Origin of the sequence: Streptomyces sp. NPDC048664 (assembly GCF_040650555.1) — a bacterium.
Lineage (GTDB): Bacteria > Actinomycetota > Actinomycetes > Streptomycetales > Streptomycetaceae > Streptomyces.
Genome location: NZ_JBEZHK010000014.1, coordinates 110,726 through 128,535 on the forward strand (window position 1 = coordinate 110,726; position 17,810 = coordinate 128,535).

General features: G+C 73.2%; 14 protein-coding genes and 1 pseudogene. 3 read left to right on the plus strand and 12 right to left on the minus strand.

Features of this window, described 5'->3' with window-relative positions:
- Nucleotides 1-345: 345 nt before the first annotated feature.
- On the plus strand, nt 346-1,092 hold the full coding sequence (locus AB0C59_RS17550; protein ID WP_363005487.1) for an SGNH/GDSL hydrolase family protein: 747 nt from the start codon (nt 346-348) through the stop codon (nt 1,090-1,092).
- Between the two features lie 83 nt (nt 1,093-1,175).
- Here the strand turns inward: AB0C59_RS17550 and AB0C59_RS17555 are convergent, their stop codons facing one another.
- The 12 genes from AB0C59_RS17555 to AB0C59_RS17610 all read right to left on the minus strand — a co-directional run bounded on the left by AB0C59_RS17555 (nt 1,176) and on the right by AB0C59_RS17610 (nt 15,450).
- Nucleotides 1,176-2,600, minus strand: a complete 1,425-nt coding sequence (locus AB0C59_RS17555) for a zinc ribbon domain-containing protein (protein ID WP_363005359.1) — start codon at nt 2,598-2,600, stop codon at nt 1,176-1,178.
- Entirely contained in the window at nt 2,597-3,208 is a 612-nt protein-coding gene (locus AB0C59_RS17560) for a phage tail protein (RefSeq protein WP_363005361.1), read from the minus strand. Before AB0C59_RS17560 ends, AB0C59_RS17555 begins: the two co-directional genes overlap by 4 nt.
- Before the next feature lie 31 nt (nt 3,209-3,239).
- Nucleotides 3,240-5,192 (minus strand): putative baseplate assembly protein, encoded by a 1,953-nt coding sequence (locus AB0C59_RS17565; protein WP_363005363.1) that lies wholly within the window; start codon nt 5,190-5,192, stop codon nt 3,240-3,242.
- Complete coding sequence (locus AB0C59_RS17570) at nt 5,192-5,635, minus strand: GPW/gp25 family protein (RefSeq protein WP_363005365.1); 444 nt, start codon at nt 5,633-5,635, stop codon at nt 5,192-5,194. The genes AB0C59_RS17565 and AB0C59_RS17570 overlap by 1 nt, the downstream gene beginning before the upstream one ends.
- A 16-nt stretch (nt 5,636-5,651) precedes the next feature.
- Entirely contained in the window at nt 5,652-7,562 is a 1,911-nt protein-coding gene (locus AB0C59_RS17575; protein ID WP_363005367.1) for a VgrG-related protein, read from the minus strand.
- Entirely contained in the window at nt 7,562-8,281 is a 720-nt protein-coding gene (locus tag AB0C59_RS17580; protein WP_363005369.1) for a LysM peptidoglycan-binding domain-containing protein, read from the minus strand. The genes AB0C59_RS17575 and AB0C59_RS17580 overlap by 1 nt, the downstream gene beginning before the upstream one ends.
- Before the next feature lie 24 nt (nt 8,282-8,305).
- Complete coding sequence (locus tag AB0C59_RS17585; protein WP_363005371.1) at nt 8,306-8,731, minus strand: phage tail protein; 426 nt, start codon at nt 8,729-8,731, stop codon at nt 8,306-8,308.
- A 72-nt stretch (nt 8,732-8,803) separates the two neighbouring features.
- Nucleotides 8,804-9,535 (minus strand): hypothetical protein, encoded by a 732-nt coding sequence (locus AB0C59_RS17590; RefSeq protein WP_363005373.1) that lies wholly within the window; start codon nt 9,533-9,535, stop codon nt 8,804-8,806.
- A gap of 3,114 nt (nt 9,536-12,649) precedes the next feature.
- Nucleotides 12,650-12,808, minus strand: coding sequence for a DUF6760 family protein (locus AB0C59_RS17595; RefSeq protein ID WP_363005375.1), 159 nt, complete (start codon nt 12,806-12,808; stop codon nt 12,650-12,652).
- Nucleotides 12,805-13,311 (minus strand): hypothetical protein, encoded by a 507-nt coding sequence (locus tag AB0C59_RS17600; protein ID WP_363005377.1) that lies wholly within the window; start codon nt 13,309-13,311, stop codon nt 12,805-12,807. Before AB0C59_RS17600 ends, AB0C59_RS17595 begins: the two co-directional genes overlap by 4 nt.
- Nucleotides 13,311-13,754 carry a phage tail protein gene (locus AB0C59_RS17605; RefSeq protein WP_363005379.1) on the minus strand — a complete coding sequence of 148 codons (444 nt, stop codon included), beginning with the start codon at nt 13,752-13,754 and terminating at the stop codon, nt 13,311-13,313. Before AB0C59_RS17605 ends, AB0C59_RS17600 begins: the two co-directional genes overlap by 1 nt.
- Nucleotides 13,755-13,830: 76 nt before the next feature.
- Nucleotides 13,831-15,450, minus strand: coding sequence for a phage tail sheath subtilisin-like domain-containing protein (locus tag AB0C59_RS17610; RefSeq protein ID WP_363005380.1), 1,620 nt, complete (start codon nt 15,448-15,450; stop codon nt 13,831-13,833).
- 342 nt (nt 15,451-15,792) lie between these two features.
- Between AB0C59_RS17610 and AB0C59_RS17615 the strand changes: the two genes are divergently transcribed.
- Together AB0C59_RS17615 and AB0C59_RS17620 are read left to right on the plus strand one after the other, a co-directional pair.
- Nucleotides 15,793-17,433, plus strand: a complete 1,641-nt coding sequence (locus tag AB0C59_RS17615) for a DUF4157 domain-containing protein (RefSeq protein ID WP_363005381.1) — start codon at nt 15,793-15,795, stop codon at nt 17,431-17,433.
- Nucleotides 17,434-17,502: 69 nt separating this feature from the next.
- Nucleotides 17,503-17,810: pseudogene (locus AB0C59_RS17620) on the plus strand (hypothetical protein); the annotation flags it as partial.

Here is a 17,810-nt window from a genome sequence, read left to right on the forward strand (position 1 = left end):
CGAGAGAGGGATTCCCCTTTCTTTCCGCCGACCCGCCCCGCCACTCCGCCCGCGGAAGAGGCGGGGACAATTCCCGCCACGGTCCGCGTCGGAATTCCCCGTCCCCGCCGGCCCGCCGCGACGCGCCCGGCGCCCGCCCCCGCGACCCACCGCACCCTCACCCCCCGGAGCCCGCACCGCCGCCCGCGCCACGGGCCGGGCGGCTCTACGCGCAGAGAATCTTTGTCATGGACACTTCCCGAAACTGATTGCGACCTGTACCAACGGAGTGTCAGCTGTTCCTCTCAGGGAGGTTCCGTGAGACGCCCCACGCCCCTGTACGCCCTTGCCACGCTGAGCTTCGCGATCCTCCTCAGCCTGGTACTGACCGCACCGGCGCAGGCCGCCGGACCCGCCTACGTCGCACTCGGCGACTCGTACGCGTCCGGCAACGGCGCGGGCAACTACGACAGTTCGAGCGGCAACTGCCACCGCAGCCTCAGCTCCTACCCGTACCTCTGGAAGAACGCCCACTCCCCGTCCTCCTTCGCCGACACCTCCTGCTCCGGCGCGATCACCACCGACGTGACGAACAGCCAACTCGGTCCGCTGAACTCCGCCACGAGCCTGGTCACCGTCACCATCGGCGGCAACGACGCGGGCTTCGCCGATGTCATGACCACCTGCGTGACCGGCTCCGACTCCACCTGCGTCACCAAGGTCGACCAGGCCGAGGCCTACGCCCGCGCCACGCTCCCCGGCCGCCTGGACGCCACCTACTCCGCGATCCGCGCCAAGGCCCCCAACGCCAAGGTGGTCGTGCTGGGTTACCCGCGCATGTACACCCTGAACGTGTTCTGCATCGGCCTCAGCGACACCAAGCACCGCAAGATCGACGAGGCCGCGGACGCCCTCGACAGCGTGATCGCCGAACGGGCCGCGGCCCACGGCTTCGTCTTCGGCGACGTACGACCCACCTTCAGCGGGCACGAACTGTGCGGCAGCGGCAACTACCTGCACTCCCTGGTGATCTCCCCGAGCTGGGAGACCTACCACCCCACCGCCGCCGGCCACGCCAACGGCTACTACCCCGTCCTGAACGCCAACAGCTGAGCGGAGCCTTCACGCACCGAGCGGGACACTCCCGGACCTGGTCCGGGAGTGTCCCGCTCGGTGTGCTGGCGATGCGGCCGCGGTCAGCCGCCGTTGGACGGTCCGAAGAACTCGATCTCGGCGACGGCCACCTGCTTCTTGGCGCCGACACCGTAGGAGGACTCGACCGTGAAGCGGACCGAGGTGACGTCGCTGAACCGGAACTGCCGCCGTTGACCGCCGGCGCCCTGGTCCAGGGCCAGTTCAGTGGTCTCGGTCCGGCCCTGCGACGTCTTGACGATGGCCTTGACGCGGTGCGGCAGCGCCGACTGGGAGAGCTGGTCGGCGCGAGCGGACACCCCGGGGGTGATCACCAGGTCGAGCAGCCGCACCGGCTGGTCGAACTTGGCCTCGATCCACTGCCCCTCGCCGGACTGCGAGACGCCGGGCCCCCACCAGGTGTTGTTGAGCGCGTCGAAGGCGAGCTCCGGCTTGTGCCCCGGGTAGGAGCGGGAGGCGCTGACCCGGTCCGGGGAGATCGGGGCCCGCTTGGCGAAGTGGTCCCGCGTCGCCTGGACGCCCTTGGGGATGTTGACGACCAGCACGATCAGCAGGGTGAGGACCAGGGCCGCGCCCAGCCAGGTGAGCACCCGGTCGAAGGTACGGCGCAGCCGGGGCCGGTCGCCCGCCCAGGGGATCTCGCGGTTCCCGAACCGGAACAGCCGCCGCCACCAGGGGAGTCGGCCCTGCCCTGCCTCCTCCCCCGCCATCGGCATCGCGCAACGGGTGCAGAAGTGCCGGTCGGGCCGGTTCGGGGTGGAGCACCACGGGCAGGGGATCCCGCCGCCGGCGCCGAGTTCCTCGCCCGGGGCCCGTACCGTCTGGGGCCGCTGCGGCAGCGGCCGACCCGGCAGGACCGGCGCGACCGAGGGGGGCGCGGCGGCGGCCTGCGGATCGGCGACCGGGACCAGCAGGCGGCGGGCGCGGTCGGCGAGGTGGTCGTCGGAGGCGGCGGGCGCGGGGGCGCCGGACGTCGCGGCACCGGGCCCGGGCTCCCCGACCGGGGCGGACGCTCCGTGCCCTGCCGTGGGGGCCCCGGGGCCGGGCTGCTCGGGCAACTGCGCCGTGGCCGCCGGCTCGACCGGGGGCGGGGAGGCGGGAGCAGCGGCGGGGGCGTCGGCGCCCGGGGAGGCGTCATCGCCGCCGCCGGTCGCCGCGGAGCCCTCGGGGTGCGGAAGCGCGGCCGGGGTCGGGCCCTGGCCGGGGGCACGACGGGGAAGCGTCCCGGACGCGGTCCCGGCGCCGGACGCGGCGGTGGACGCGGAGGCCGACGGCGCGGAAGCGGCGGCGGAGCCCGCCGAGGCCGCCGGGGCCGCCACGGTGGCGGCCCGGCCCTCCCGCTCCCCCGTCGGCGCGCCGCCCGCGTGGGCGGCGTTCCCCCAGCTCAGTACGGCGCCGCAGGCGTCGCAGAACGACTGGCCCGGTTCCGCGCGGGTGCCGCACTCGGCGCAGTTCTGGGTGGTCGTCATCTCTCGGGGGTCCTTTCGGCGGGGTCGGCGGGTCGGCCGGAATCGGGGAACTCGGCGGTGCCGGCGGCCTCGGTGGCCGTCACCCGCACCGTGTACGGCATGTGGGCGGGGCGGGCGGCCGCGACCAGGGCTTCGAGACGCACCGTGTCCGCGGTGGTCGGGTTCGGCAGCCGCAGATGCACCTGGAGCCGAGGCCGCCGCTCGCCGGGGACCGGCCCCAGCGGGCGGGCGCTCCAGTCGGCGCCTCCGCTCTCGGTGATCTCCGGCTCGGTGCCGAAGGCCAGCCGGACCGCTTCGGCCAGGCCCCGCCGTGTGCCCCGGATCCGGTGCAGCCGGGCGGCGGCCGCCACGGCCGCGCGCAGCAGCGGCTCCGGCTCCGTGCCGTCGGTCTCGGCACCCACCCAGGTACCGAGCCAGCTCGCGAAGTCGGCCGGGGTCAGGGCGGGGTCGAAGTAGGTGTGGAGGCAGTCCAGGACGTTCAGGACCGGCGCCATCACGTCGTCCAGGCCGCCGACGAACCGCTGGGCGAGGTCGTCGTCCGCGAAGACCGCGGGAAGCATCATGCCGATCGGGGCGGACGAACCGAGGCCGTCGATGGAACCTCTCATCGCGCGCACCTCCTGGAGGAGCGAGGGCCGCTCATTCGCCGATCACCCGCACGCGGTGGTCGAAGGAGAACACCAGCGACGGCGGTGACAGGTCGATGCGGTCGGTCGGGTCGCCGCGCTTGCCGGTCAGCGGGTCGGCCGGGTGCAGCACCACCTTGTCGACCAGTTCCACGCCCGGCACCCGCTGGAGCACCGCGAACACCTCGCCGGACTGGACGGGCCGCCCGAAGGGCCAGCCCTTCCCGTCCGCGCCCCCGGTGAGCGGATCGAGGTGCCGGTACAGGGCGTCGTGGGCCTGCCGGCGCACGCGGTCGGTGTCCACGCCTCGGAACGCGTGCACCGTGGCCACGACCGTCACTCCCTGGTAGAACGGCGGCCCGACCGCCAACCGGGTTCCGATCAGGCGCCGTTCGTCCAGGTGCCGGGTGATGCGCCCCAGCAGGGCGTCCCCGGGCACGAGTTGTTCGAAGCGCAGTCGGCCGCCCGGGTCCGGTACCGCCTGCGGCACGACCAGCACCCGCACCGCGTAGGCCCCGTGCTCGCTCTCCTCGCCCTCCAGGCAGGTGATGCGGGCCGTCTCGGGCGCGGCCCGGCGCGCCAGTTCCTCGTAGTCGCGCAGGGTCACCGCGCGCTCCTGGGCGCGCAGGGTGATCGGGGCACGGACCTTCGCCTCCTCGACGGTCTCGCCGTCGACACCGCCGCGCGCGGCCTCGCGGTTGACGACCTCGGAGACGTAGGGGATGGAGGTGCGCAGGATCTGCACGGCGCCGCGCGCCACGTTGCCGGCCCGGCCGCCGCCGGTGCGGTAGCGGCGGGCGCGGACGACGGCGCCCTTGGGTGCCACCCCGCCGTACTGGCGCAGGCTCCCGTCCGCTTCGCGCACGGCCGGCCCGAAGGCGATGTCGCCGGTGGTCGCGTCGAGGGTGATGTGGCGGTCGTCGGGGCCCGAGGCGGCGAAGTGCGGGACGACCTGCCAGTCCACCCAGCCGTCGTACTCGGCGCTCTGCAGGATCAGGGGCGGGGTGTCGCCGACGACGGGTGCGTGCGCGAGGCGCAGCCGCTGCCCCGGCAGGCCCGTGGACTCGCCGAGGGCCTCGTCCGTGACCGTCTCGGCGTGCACGGCGGGGGTGGTGCCGCCGATGGTGCAGGCGTCGGCGGAGCGCACGGTGGGCGAGGTGGTGTAGAAGGGCTGGCCGCCCAGGGGCTCGGTGACGCGGCAGCGCAGCCAGCCGGCCTCCCGGCCGCCGTTGCGGGACAGCACATGGCCGCCGGGTACGTGCAGGACGACCTCACCGGGCCGGTTGAGGCCGCCGGTGCCGTCCCGGTCGACCTCGCAGGGCTGCCAGCCGTCCTCCGTCCACGCCTCCCACACCAGCGGGGGCTGGCGCGGGTCCACGCCGACGCCGTCGACCCGGCTGTCGAGTTCGAGGGCGACGGCGCAGTGCGGGACCGCGGCCGTCAGGCCGAGCAGCATGCAGTCGCCCGGACGGGGGGACTCGGCGAAGCACAACAGGTCCTTGCCCTCGCCGAGTTCGGTGGTGCGGTCGGCGACGCCCTCACCCTGGCGCTGCACCATCAGATGGCGCAGCTCACTGGGCACGATCGCCAGTTCCCGCTCGGTGGCGAAGACGACGGCCTCGCGGTCCTCGGTGCGCAGGGTCGCCGTCTCGGTGCCCTCCGGCACCGGCACGGTCGCCTCCTGCGGCGCGGACAGCCAGAAGGTGACGTCCGTGCGGGCGGCCGACGGCGGGAACAGGGTGATCCCGACCAGGTCCAGGAACGCCAGGTGGTTCTTCTCCGGGACCCGGTTGAGGCGGTAGACGATCTGGTCGGCCATGTGGGCGACCGTCTCGACGAGGGTGACGCCGGGGTCGGACACGTTGTGGTCCGTCCATTCGGGGGCGCGCTGCTGGATGTAGCGCTTGGCGTCGTCGACGAACTGCTGGAAGCGGCGGTCGTCGAGGTTCGGGGAGGGCAGGGCCATCAGCGGTCGCTTTCGGGAGCCGGACCGGCCGCACCGGGGCCGTCGAGCTCGTCGTGGGACGGAATGACGTAGAACGGGAACACGAGACTGCGCGGGTTGTTGGTGCCGCGGATCTCGTAGCGGACGTCGATGTACAGCACACTCTGGTCGGCGCCCGCGCTGACCTCGACGTCATGGACCTCGATGCGCGGCTCCCAGCGGTCGAGGCTGACGTACACCTCGTGCTGGATGCGGCCCGCCGTCTGCTCGTTGACCGGCGCGAAGACCAGGTCGTGGATGGCGCAGCCGAACTCGGGGCGCATCGGGCGCTCGCCCGGCGCGGTCGACAGCACCAGCCGGATCGCCTCCTCGACCTCCTTCTCCCCGCTGACCAGGGCGATGCCGCCGGTCGGCCCGATACGCATCGGGAACGACCAGCCGGATCCGACGAATTGCTCGGCCATCAGTCATGCACCTGCCTCACACCGGGGGGAACGGGATGCCGTCGACGGTCACCAGGCCCTGGATCGGCACGGTGACAGCCCGGATGCCCACGTTGGCGAGGGCGTTGACCTGCACGCTGCCCCCGGCGGTGAGGGTGGCGGCGCCGAGCGCCTTCAGGCTCAGCGCGCCGAGCGCGTCCACCGACACGGCCCCCGCCAGGGACTTGAGGTTGACGACACCCCGCCCCTCGATGTCCAGCGGGCCGCCGCTCTTGATGGTGAGCCTGCGGCGGGCGCTGAGCGTGAGGTCCGTCCCGGCCTCGACCGAGACCGATCTGCTCCCCTTGATGCTGACCGACCCCTTGCTGTCCACGGAGATCTCGGTGTTGGTGCGGTCCAGGAACACGGTCAGCCGGTCGTCGCCGCTGGCCACCCGCACGCCCTGTTTGCCACCCTTCTTGTCCAGCAGGTCCATGCGGTTGCCGGACCGGTCGGACACGGTGTGCCGGGTCGCCCGGCCGCGGGCGCCGTCGTGCAGCGGCACGTCCTTGACGGCGGTCGGTCTGTCCTTGCCGTTGTAGACGCCGCCGATGACGTACGCGTGGTCGAGCGCGCCCCGGTCGAAGGCGACCACGACCTCGTCGTCCACGTCCATCGGGAACACCCCTCCGCCGCGCACGCCGCCGAGTTGGACGGTCCGTGTCCAGTCGCTGACGTAGGTGTCGTCCAGCCAGGGGAACCGCAGCTTCACCCGCCCCTGTTTGAGCGGATCCTGTACGTCGGTGACGAGCGCGTTGGCCACGGAGAACTGTCGGGCCGCGCCCGCGTCGGCGCCGCCACCGCCCGAGGCGACCCCGTACAGCGAGCGCCACTGCCGGCCGCTGACGGTCACCCAGGTCTCGTAGTGCTTGGCGTCGCCGAAGACATGCCGTACGGAGGTGACCGTGTACTTGCCCTCGAAGGGCTTGCCGACGTCGGCGAGCGCCACCGGGACCCCGGGCCGCAGCTCGGGGTTGCCGCGCACGACGGCCTCCAGCTCGGCGAACGAGGAGGTGACGTCGTCGGACAGGGCGTCGGCGGCGTGCTTGACCTCGGCCTGCTTGTCGTAGGGCGTCTGCGTCTCGACCAGCTTGGCCGTCCTGAACTTCCCGGCCGCCGCGCTCGGCGTGGTGCCGATGCTGATGGCCGGGTTGGCGGCGGCGGGGGAGGTCGCGGTGAGCGTCTTCTTCGTCGTGACGTCCCACCCGCGCGACTCCACGGTGCGCACCTGGTCGGCGGCGGTGACGGCGGTGCGCAGCCGCAGGATGTCGTGTCCGGCCTGCAGGACGTACGGGCTCTTGTCGCCGTCCGTGCTCGGGGAGGGCGCGCCGGAGGCGTCCTTGGGCTTGACGAACTGGAACCTGCCCCGCGGGTCGACGGACATGACCATCTCGTTCTCGTCCGCGAGCCGGGCCAGGAAGTCCCAGTCGGTGACGTTCGACTGGCTGATGAAGTCGTAGACCGTCTTGGTCGACTGGATCCGGCCGAGGGGGACGCCGTCCTGCGCGGCCAGCTTGCGGGCGATGTCGGAGGCGGTCTGGTTGCGGTAGGCGACGACCCGGCGCTGGCGCATCAGCCGGAACCCGTAGTCGTAGCCGCGGATGACGGCATAACTGCCGGTGCCGTCGTACTCGGCCTCCAGGCCGGTCACCTCACCGGTCAGCAGGGGGGTGGCGGCGCCCTTGCCGTCGGACACCGGGGCGATCACCACCGGGCTGCCGAAGGTCACGCCCAGTTTGCCCAGCAGCAGCCGGTGCGGGTCGCGGAAGGTCAGCTGGAACGCGGCCGGCACTCCGGCGCCCTGGTCGACATGGGCGTCCACGAGCCACCGCCCGAACTCGGAGCTGGCGGTCAGCTTCGTGCCGGCGATGGTGACGTCGACGACATTGGAGTACGCGTGCTTCACCATCAGTTACGCACCTCCTCGGCGGCGGGCAGCACGAGTTCGGCTCCGGCGGGCAGCTGGTGGGGGTTGTCGATGCCGTTGGCCTCGGCGATGGCACGCCAGGCGGACGCGTCGCCGTACTCGCGCCAGGCCAGCGACTGCAGCGAGTCGCCCGCGACGACCCGGTGCACCCGCTGGGCGGTGAGCGCGCCCGACGTCGGGTTCTGCCCGGCGGTCTTGCTCGGGATCTCGTGCAGTTGGAGCCGGCAGGTGGCGCGGATCGGCACGCCGCTGGTCCCGAACAGGGAGTAGGAGGCGTCGACCGCGCTGACGTAGGCGGTGAAGCGGGCGGTGGCGAAGGAACCCCACTGGAAGACGACCCAGGGCGGTGAGGGCTGCTTGGCGGCGATGCTCTTGGTCGTCACCTCGCAGCAGTCGAGCAGCGACTCCACCTTCTTCAGCACGGTGTTGCTCGTCGGCTCGTCGGAGGAGTCCAGGAAGATCTCCAGGCTCAGCTCGCGCGGCTGGGTGCCCAGGAACTCCGGCAGGGCGCCGTCCCGTTCGATGGGCGCGGCCGACGCCTTCCACTGGGCCCGGCGGGCGATGGAGAGCTGTGCCGGGTTGAAGTCGAAGCCGAACGTCTTGATCAGACCGCCCGGGGTGGTGCTGGTGCCGACGGGGGGTTCGTGGATCGCGAGGTTGGCGCGTACCAGGCTCTTGCCCGCGCCTTTGCTCTTGGCCATGGTGGTGTCGGGGATGCCTTCCGCTCAGTCCGTGAACCCGTGGTGGGTGATTTCCAGGACCTCCGTGGCGACGGCCGGGCTGCCCGGGTCGAGGGAAGGGCCCTGCCAGCTCACCGGCAGCACGTCGAGCAGACCCCAGCGGGCGACCTCGGAGCCGTCGGCGCGCAGGGCGGCGATCTGCGCGGTGGGCCGCTTGATCCCCGTCTGCACCGACGAGATCCACTTGGCGACCTTCGCCGTGTCCGGGGTCAGCGGCCGGGTCAGCCGGATGGTGGAGAAGGTGACCCGGGTCGGCAGCTGCCACACGAAGCCGTTGTTGCCGCCCTCCTGGCGGCGCTCCACCTCGACCTGCGACGACAGCCCTTCGCAGCCGTTGAAGTAGCCGAGGCTTTCACCGTCGATGGACAGCATGAACCAGACGGTGGTACCCGGGTCCTGGCGGGAGGGCATCGTGGGTGGGCCTTTCTGTCGGTTCAGCCGCGCGAGGGCGCGGGGTCGCAGGTGCGGGGGTCGGGTCCCGCCTCAGTGGCGGGGGTCGCGGAGTCTGCCGATGCGTTCACGGTCGCGGCGCAGTTCGGTGCGGACCTGGCGGGTGACGCGGTCGATGATCCGGTGCACGAGCGCGTCCACCTGGTACTCGGTGAGGTCCCGGGGGTCGAACGCGCCCTCGGGGACCTCCGTGTACCCGGGTGGTGCGTCGTCGTCGGGCTCGGAGGCTGTACCGGATCGGGTGGGGGAGGTCGGCCGGGGGTGCGGATCCGTGGCGCGGTACGCGGGTGGCGGCGTCGCCGGAGGGGGCGTGGCCGGGGTGGGCGAGGGGGACTTGCGCAGGGAGGGGGTGCCGGTGGGGGTGCTGCGTTGGACGGCGGGAGCGACCGGGCCGGTCGAGGGGCTCGCGGGGATCGCGGGAGGGGTCGCCGCCGAGCCGGTACGGGAGGTGGCGGAGCTGAACAGGCTGCGCTGGACGGGCGGGAGGGTGCCGGGACGCGTACCGGGGGCCGGCGGCACCGGGCCGTGCGCGGGCAGGGGCGGCCCCGGAGTGCCGGGGCCGGGAGCGAAGCCTTCGACGGGCGCGGGGGGCGCCGTCGGGCCGGTGGGCGGCACGGTGTTCGGGCCGGTCGGGGCCAGGCTCGCGGCGGTCGGCGTCGGACGGACGACCGCCGGGGCCGGACCTGCGGCGGTCGGGGCCGGACGGACTGCGTGGAGCCTCTGCACGGGCACCGCCGAGGCGCCCGACCGGTGGGCGTCGGACACCGCGGCGCGCTGGACGGTGCTCGGCGCGACGCGGTGCGCGGTCGGAGTGGCGGGGGTGGCGCGGGCGCTCGGTCCAGGGGCCGCGGGGCGCGGGCCGGCACCGGACGCCGCACCGGAGTTCGGGGCGGGGGCCTTACCAGGGCCCGGCGTGGCCGAGGACGTGGTCGAGGGGGTGACCACGTGCGCGGCAGCGGACCGGGGGCCGGGTGCGGAGGGTTCCGGCCGCGACGGCGGGATGGCAGGGCCCGCGTCGACGCGGGCCGGCCCGGGCAGGCTGCCGGATGCCGCGCGTTGGACGTCCACGGAGGCCCGCTGCGGCGGATCCTGGGGCCTGCGGACGGGGCCGGAACGAGGTGCAGGCGAGCGAGCGCCCTCGGCCCGGGGTACGGCACCGGGCGGAACCTCGGGGCCACGCTCGCCGGCCGCCGCTACGACGCCGCCTTGCGACGGTGTTCCCGGGGAACCTGCCGCCGTGGGCGCGGCATGCGTCCCGGAGCCGGTCACCGTACGGGGGGCGGAGCTCGGGGCCGCCGCCGAACGCTGCACACTTCGCGCGCCGCCGCTCGACGGCGCCGGGGTCGGGATCGGGCCGGGACCGGACGCGCCGCGCTCGCCGCCTCCCGATCGGGTCGCCGGATTCGAGGCCGCCGCGTCGCCGTTGCCGGGGGCCGCCACGGGGCGGACAGGCCCGACAGCGCCACCGCGCGGTGCGGCCGCCGTGCCGCCGAGGCCCCCTGCCCTGGGCGCGGCGGACGTACGGGCTGCCTGCCGCTGGACGACGGTGTGCGACCCGGCGTCGGCCTGGACCGCAGCCGGTTCGGGGCTCGTCGTACGGCCGCTGGTGTCGCCGGTGCCGGTGGACGGACGGGCGCCGGGTGCGGTGGAGGGCGGGGACACGGTCCGCTCCTTCGCGGAAGGACCGACTACCGGAGCCGTCGACTCGCCCTGCGGGACATCGCGTTGCACGCTGCCGTTCGCCGCACGACCGACCGGACCGGTGCCCGGTGTGCCAGAGGGCCGTGACACAGTCCGATCCCCCGTCGGAGCCGCCGACTCGCCCTGCGCGACGTAACGTTGCACACTGCCGGACGCCCCGCGACCGACCGGACCGACACCCGGCGTGACAGAAGGCCGGGACACAACGGAATCCCCCACCGGAGCACTCGACTCACCTCGCAAGGCGGAGCGTTGCACACTGACGGACAAGGAACCCGCCGCCCCGCGACCGACCTCACCGACGCTCGGTGCGGCAGAGGGTCGGGACACAACGGGCTCCCCCGCCGGAGCCGCCGACTCACCCTGTGCGACGGAACGTTGCACACTACCGGACGCCGCACGACCGACCGGACCCGTGCCCGGTGCAGCGGACGGCCGGGACACAGCCGGATCCCCCGCCGGAACCGCCGACTCACCCTGTGCGACGGAACGTTGCACACTGCCGGACGCCGCACGACCGACCGGACCCGTGCCCGGTGCAGCGGACGGCCGGGACACAGCGGGTTCCGCTGCCGGAGCACTCGACTCACTCTGCAAGGCGGAGCGTTGCACACTGACGGACGAGGGCCCCGCAGCCCCGCGCGTCGAACCGGCACTGCGGCTCGGCGTAGCCGCCCCACCGACCGGGCCGACGCCACCGCCCTGGCCGCCGGGGCTGCCGGCGCTGCCAAGGGCGCCCTGCGCGGAGCCACGATCGGGCATCGCCTGCGGCTTCGGCCCGATACCGCCGGCGGGTCCAGTGGCACGACTCGACCTGTCGGCACCGCTCGGTCCGCCGTCGCGCTTCGGCGGGGCGGCGGCACCCGGTCCGACCGCACTGTTCGGAGCGCTCGCGCCGCCCACGACGCTTCCCGCACCCGATCCGGCCGCGTCGCTGCGGCCCGGAGTCGTCGGCGCCGTGTCACCGGAAAGCGTCCGCGTCCGACCGGCGCCGGACCGGCTCACCGCAGCGCCGGCCGCCCCGGCATCGGGAGCGGACGTGGTCTCAGGGGCACGGACACCGGTCTGAACACCGTTGTCCGTGGCATGACGTGCGGCCACCGACCGCTGCACGGGCGCCGTCCGGGCGGACGCCACCGGCGCGGGGACCGGAGCCGGAACGGGCTCCGGCCCGTCCCCGGCCGGCGCGGCCGGGGACGGGCCGCCGCCGTCGGCCTGCTCCGTGCCGCCCGCGGACCCCTTGGCCGCGGAGGCGCCCGGGGCCGAGGGACGCGGAGCCACCGGAAGGGTGCGCCGGGGTGCCGCCGGGGCCGACACCGGCGCCTTGGTCAGGGGCCTGGGACGAGGCGGGGACGACACCGCGGGGGTCACCCGGACTCCGGCGGGCGCCGCCGGGGCGGGGGGCGAAGCGGGAGGGATCCAGCCCACCGACACCGGTGCGACGCGCTCCACGGACGGCCCGGAGGAGACCGACGGCACCGACGAACCTGCGGAACGCGGCGATCCCTGTGAACCCGGCACACCCGGCACACCCGCCGACCCGGTCGGGAGACTCGGGCGGCTCGGCGCGCCGGCGGCCGAAGCCGCGTGCGTCATCCCGGTACCGGTCGCGCCACCGCTCACCGAGGCACCGGCAGCCGCGGATCCACCCGCCCCCGTGCTCCTCTGCACCACGGGCCTGGCCGGTTCGGGGACCGTGAGGGCGCGCAGCGGCACCGCCGGTGCCCTCTGCACCGGCGGTTCAGGCGTGCGGCGGCCGGCCAACGGCAGGGTCTGCGCGGGCCGTTCGAGGCCCGGCACGGGGCGCGCCGAGGCCGTCAGCGCACCACTGCCGAGGACGGCGGACGTCTCCCCGTCCAGAACCGCGTGCGACCGTGCGCTCATGAACGTCGGGTTCTGCCAGGTCGGCAGCCGCCCGCCGAATCCGGCGTCGGCGACCGAGGCCCGGTCTCGCCTCCCGTTCCCGCCCGTGCCCTGGGCCGTGACGCGCTGAATCGGTGCGAGAGTGGCCCACTCGGCCGCACCCCGTGCCCGCTGGGGGGCGGTCGCGCCGCCGGCCGCCGGGGCCTCACCCGCGGGGGTGTCGGCGATGCCGCCCGGCGTCGCGCGCACCGGCGCTTCCGCGCCGGCGGCGGTGCCACGTCCACGTGCCCGAAGGCGATCCAGCATGCCCACCGCTCAGCCCTCCGCCCCGGACCGCGTCACCAGGGACGCGATCTCGTCGGTGAAGCGGCGGCGGTCATGGTGTTCGAGATCCAGGATCTCCTCCAGGCTCCAGTGGAAGTGGTAGGCGACGTACGCGATCTCCTCCTGCATCCGGTCGGTCGCGTACGTCACGATTCCCCCAGGCGGCTCCCGCCGAGTTCCACTTCGAAGGACTCCGAGCAGTGGGGGCACGCGACGGCCGCGCGGGTGTGCCCCTCGGCGTTGATCTGGCGGTAGAAGTCCTGCAGGAACGCCAGATCGGAGGCGAACATGTTCTCCACGATGCCGTCGTGGACCATCGGGAGCGTGCCGAGCCGGGTGATCACCCGGCCCAGCAGCACCACCGACAGATACGCCGGGTTCTCCTGGACGCGCACGTCGCGCAGCGGCACCAGCTCGTCCCGGGCCGTCGACAGGCGCATCGTGCCGTCGCGGTGGACCGTGCCCTGCTCGTCGACGTAGCCGCGCGGCAGCTGGAAGGGGAACTCGGTGCGGAGCTGGTGCTGGACGGGCGCGGCCGCCTCGGTCGCCGGCGCCGCGGGAGGCTCCGGGGCCGCGGCGGGCGGGACGGAACCCGCCAGCTCCGCGGCCGAGACCGGAGCGCCCACGCCCGCCCTGACAGCCGAACGCCTCATTATTCGATGACCAGCTCTTCGAACGTGATGGTCACCGTCTCGGTCAGCGCGGCCGCCTCGCCCGCCTTGACCGTGCTGGTGTCGATCTTGCTGCACCAGGCGTTGCGCAGGTTGTAGCGCTTCACCGGGTTGTTCTGGAAGTCCATCATGATGATGGACGCGTTCTTGCGGGCGGTGGCCATCTGCCCGTTGATGGACTGGTTGATCCACTCGGTGAAGGACGCCGACTGCGTCATACCCCGCACGACGGTGCAGGTGCCGTTCTTCTTCACCCCCGGCAGGTTCCTGACGTGGTTCTTTCCGTCGGGAGTGTTCTGCTGGTAGGTGATGACGTCCTGCTCCATCGTCATGCCGCTGACCTCGGCGAGGTACTCGACCATGACGCCGTCGATCTGCAGGCCGAAATTGTGTGATGTGAGGGCGTCACCCGGCTGGAGACTCATCTGCTGCTGCCGCCTGTTCTTCTGAAGTGCTGTGGTTTACGCGGAGGGTGAGAGATCGGGAGTGCCCGGGAGAGCACTACTCCTGCAACTCGCCGTTTCCGCTGGAGAACTGGGCCAGCCGGAAGATCACGAACTCGGCCGGCTTGACCGGGGCGATACCGATCTCGCAGATGACCCGGCCGACGTCGACCGACTCCGGCGGGTTGGTCTCCTCGTCACACTTGACGTAGAACGCCTCTTCCGGCCGCTGGCCGAACAGGGCGCCGCTGCGCCACTCGTTGACCAGGAACGCGGAGATGTTGCGCCGGATTCGGGCCCAGAGGTTGTGGTCGTTGGGCTCGAAGACCACCCACTGGGTACCGATGAGGATGGACTCCTCGAGGTAGTTGAAGTACCGGCGGATGTTCAGGTAGCGCCACGCCGGGTCCGAGGAGAGGGTCCTGGCGCCCCAGATGCGGATGCCGCGACCGGGGAAGGCCCGAATGCAGTTGACGCCGATGGGGTTCAGCAGGTCCTGCTCGCCCCGGGTGATCTGGATCTCCAGGTCCACCGCGCCCCGGATGACCTCGTTCGCGGGCGCCTTGTGCACCCCGCGCTCGGCGTCGTTGCGGGCCCAGACACCGGAGACATGACCGCTCGGCGGGATCATTCGGGTCTGGCCGCTGGCCGGGTCGAAGGTCTTGATCCAAGGGTAGTAGAGCGCGGCGTACTTGGAGTCGTAGCCGGCCGTCTCCTGGCGCCAGACGCGGATCTGACGGGCGTTCAGTCCGGGCGGCGGGTCGATGACGGCCACGCGGTCGCCCATGAGCTCGCAGTGCGCGATCAGACCGAGCTGGACCGCCTTGACGGCTTCGAGGTCGATCGCGCCACGCTGGTAGGCGGCCATGAGGTCGGGCACCGCGACCATGGAGATCTCGTCCACGGCCTCCAGGCCGCCGAAGCCGGTGCGGTCGGCGGAGTCGCCGAGGTACTCGGCGGGGCCGGGCTGACCGCCCGTGTCCAGGTCCTTGCCCGTGTTGCTGTCGCCGACCGGGGCGACGGGCACGGGGGCGGCGAGCGCGACGGTCTGGTTGTCCGGGCGGACCAGCTGGGCGGCGGGCGCGGACTCGACCAGGGTGATGAGCTTGGAACGCTCCTTGACCTGGGTGACGACGTAGTTGCGGCCGCCCTTCTTGGCCGTGACGTCGAACGTCTCGACGGCCTTGTCGCCGTCCTTGACGATGAGCTTGAAGCGCTCGGCGGGGCCCTCGCCCTCGGGGTCGGCCACCTCCACGCTCAGGTCGCCCGACTCGCCGGACGCGACGGCGGTCACGGTGAAGGTGCCGAGCTGCCGCGGCGCACCGGCGGTCAGGGCGGCCCGGCCGGCCGGGGCACCCACGGCGGCGGGGGACGACGCCTGCGCGGCGGCGGTCTCGCCCGCCATGCCGTCGGTGGAGCCGCCGACGCGGACCACGTAGGCGGCCGTACCGCCGTTGTTGAAGAAGCCGTAGACGGAGTGCGCGAGGTAGTAGCCGTCGGTGAACTCACCGAAGGCCGCCACGTACTGCGTCCAGTTGGTCACCAGTGTCGGCTCGTTGAGCGGACCGGTGGGCGCGAGACCCACGAAGGCCGCGACCGACGTGCCCACACCCTCGATCGGGCGCGAACCGCTGGCCACCTCCTCGACGTAGACGCCGGGCGACAGGTAGGACGGCATGCTCTGCACTCCTCGGGGGTACGAGTCAGGAACGCTTCCCAGCCTCGGGCGTGCGAGGCTCCGCCCGAAACGGTCTTACGTTCCTTCCCCGGGGCATTTCCCTTGCCCGGAAGGGCAGGATCCGGAAGCCGTGCAGGCCCCCTCGCGTCCCGTTCTCCCCAACTCTGCCCCGGTGACTGCCCTTTGGTTCCTGGCGCCCGGGGGTGGCGCGCGGTAACGCTGGTGTGCCAGCCGATCGCAGTCGAGGGGAACGCCGTGCACGCACGCGGGTCACGGAAGCACGAGAGTGACGACCAGGAGCGGGCTCGCAACGCCCCGGCGCCGAGTACTCCGGCTCAGCGGATGCTGGATCTGCAGCGTGCGGCCGGCAACGCGGCCGTGGCACGGGCGGTGGCGGAGGAGCGGCACGTGCACTCCGCGGGCTGCGGGCACGGTTCTGCCACCACCGGGAGCAGGCCCTCGGCTTCGGTCCAGCGGTCCGCCGTGCACGAGGTGCTGCGCGCCCCGGGACGGCAGTTGGACGCCCCGCTGAAGCAGGAGATGGAGGGCAGGTTCGGCGGCGAGGACTTCAGCGGCGTACAGCTGCACAGCGACTCCGCGGCCCTGCGTTCGGCCGCCGAGATCGGCGCGGAGGCCTACACGTCGTTCCCGCATGTCGTGTGGGACGGGCGGGACAAGACGGTCCTCGCCGAGGAGCTGCACCACATCCGTCAGCAGCGGTCGGGTCCCGTGCCCGGCACGAACAACGGGTCGGGTCTCAGCATCTCCGACCCGGGCGACTGGGCGGAGGTCGAGGCGCGGTCGGTGGCGCGGGACGTGATGAGCGGTGCCGCGCCGGTGCAGCGGTCCGCGGTGGCGGAGGCCGAGACACCGGCCGTGGCGACGAGCGGGGCACGGGAGGGGGTCTCGGTCGTCCAGCGCTCCCCCGCGGCCGGCAGCAGCAAGGTCACCAAGAGCAAGGGGCGCGGCGGGTCCAAGGCGTCGTCGTCGGGCCGCAAGCCCTCCGAGGCGGTCCGTGACGAGTTGGTCGCCCTCGGCTGGGAGTTCCACGGCGCGAACCAGAGCCTGACCCTCCACCTCCCGCAGGGCCCGCAGGAGGGGCAGGCTGGGGCGACGACCGACGCGTCGAAGAAGGGCCAGATCTACTCCGGTTCGGCCAACGTGGTGGGCAAGCGCAGCTACGAGGGCGAGCGCACCAAGCAGGTGCTCCGCTGGATCTCCACCGCGGTCTTCCGGTCCCTCAACGCGGCCGGTCACCGGCCCGAGGAGGTCCAGGCGGCCATGTCCCGGGAGGAGGGGACGGAGCAGGGGCAGGATCAGGGCTCGGAGCAGGACGTGACCATGGAGGGCATGGAGCAGACCCTGCGCCTGTACGTCTCCAGCAACAAGACGCGGACGAACAACATCATCCGCGGCGAGGCGGGCGACGGCGCGGCCTCCGCCTACGTGAGTGGCCTCCTGGAGACCATGGTCCCGGACAGCGCCCGCGAGAAGCGGCACAAGAAGAAGCTCGCGGCCCTGCTCGCCCAGGAGGCGGGACAGGTGCCCAACGACTTCTGGGACGTCGTCCAGGCACTGGCCGGGCCGATGGTCGTACCGACTCCGACGACGGACGGCAAGCACGCCGAGCGGACCATCATGGGGGCCGCGCCCCAGGGAAGCATCGACCGCGACGAGGTCGCCGGTGTCAAGCGCCCCTGCGTGAGCTGCTTCATGGACCTCTACCAGGGGACGACCCGGCACCCCGGACCGTACTGGCCGAGCAACGCGGCCAACGTCGACGTGCCGGACTACTCCGTCGCCGGCGCACGCGGGTTGGCGCGGAAAATCCATGATGCGATCACCGCGGCGGGCGGCACCTTCGTGACCCTCGACTGCGACGAGCGGCACACGGTGGCCTGGGACCGTGACACCTCCTCCGACTCCTCCGGCCCGTCGAGCGAGAGCGAGTCGGAGGAGGTCGCGATGAGCACCACGTCGTGACCCTCACGGGCAGCGGCCTCTGCCCCTTTGGCCGCTGCCCGCCGGGCGGAGCCCCACTAGCGTGAAGGGGTGAGCCTGTGGACTTCTCTCGAACCCGCGTCCGTCACCGTGGACCCGGGTGCTTCGGCACGTGTGCGGCTGCGGCTGCGCAACACCGGCGACGTCGTGGACGAATACCGCTTCGAATCCGTCGGGCCCATCTCGCCCTGGACCACGGTCGAACCACAGACCCTGCGCCTGTACCCAGGAACCACAGGCACCGTCGAGTTGACGTTCGCCCCGCCCCGCACACCCGACGCGGCCGCCGGCCCGCACCCCTACGCGGTCCGCATCACGCCCACCGAACACCCCGAGTCGGTCACGGTTCCCGAGGGACG

What these genes read in the sequence shown, in the direction of transcription:
- AB0C59_RS17610 (WP_363005380.1), bottom strand. Translation starts at nt 15,450, where the DNA reads ATGCCGTCCTACCTGTCGCCCGGCGTCTACGTCGAGGAGGTGGCCAGC.
- AB0C59_RS17565 (WP_363005363.1), bottom strand. Translation starts at nt 5,192, where the DNA reads ATGGCCCTGCCCTCCCCGAACCTCGACGACCGCCGCTTCCAGCAGTTC.
- AB0C59_RS17575 (WP_363005367.1), bottom strand. Translation starts at nt 7,562, where the DNA reads ATGGTGAAGCACGCGTACTCCAATGTCGTCGACGTCACCATCGCCGGC.
- AB0C59_RS17560 (WP_363005361.1), bottom strand. Translation starts at nt 3,208, where the DNA reads ATGAGAGGTTCCATCGACGGCCTCGGTTCGTCCGCCCCGATCGGCATG.
- AB0C59_RS17580 (WP_363005369.1), bottom strand. Translation starts at nt 8,281, where the DNA reads ATGGCCAAGAGCAAAGGCGCGGGCAAGAGCCTGGTACGCGCCAACCTC.
- AB0C59_RS17600 (WP_363005377.1), bottom strand. Translation starts at nt 13,311, where the DNA reads ATGAGGCGTTCGGCTGTCAGGGCGGGCGTGGGCGCTCCGGTCTCGGCC.
- AB0C59_RS17570 (WP_363005365.1), bottom strand. Translation starts at nt 5,635, where the DNA reads ATGGCCGAGCAATTCGTCGGATCCGGCTGGTCGTTCCCGATGCGTATC.
- AB0C59_RS17605 (WP_363005379.1), bottom strand. Translation starts at nt 13,754, where the DNA reads ATGAGTCTCCAGCCGGGTGACGCCCTCACATCACACAATTTCGGCCTG.
- AB0C59_RS17585 (WP_363005371.1), bottom strand. Translation starts at nt 8,731, where the DNA reads ATGCCCTCCCGCCAGGACCCGGGTACCACCGTCTGGTTCATGCTGTCC.
- AB0C59_RS17555 (WP_363005359.1), bottom strand. Translation starts at nt 2,600, where the DNA reads ATGACGACCACCCAGAACTGCGCCGAGTGCGGCACCCGCGCGGAACCG.
- AB0C59_RS17615 (WP_363005381.1), top strand. Translation starts at nt 15,793, where the DNA reads ATGCTGGATCTGCAGCGTGCGGCCGGCAACGCGGCCGTGGCACGGGCG.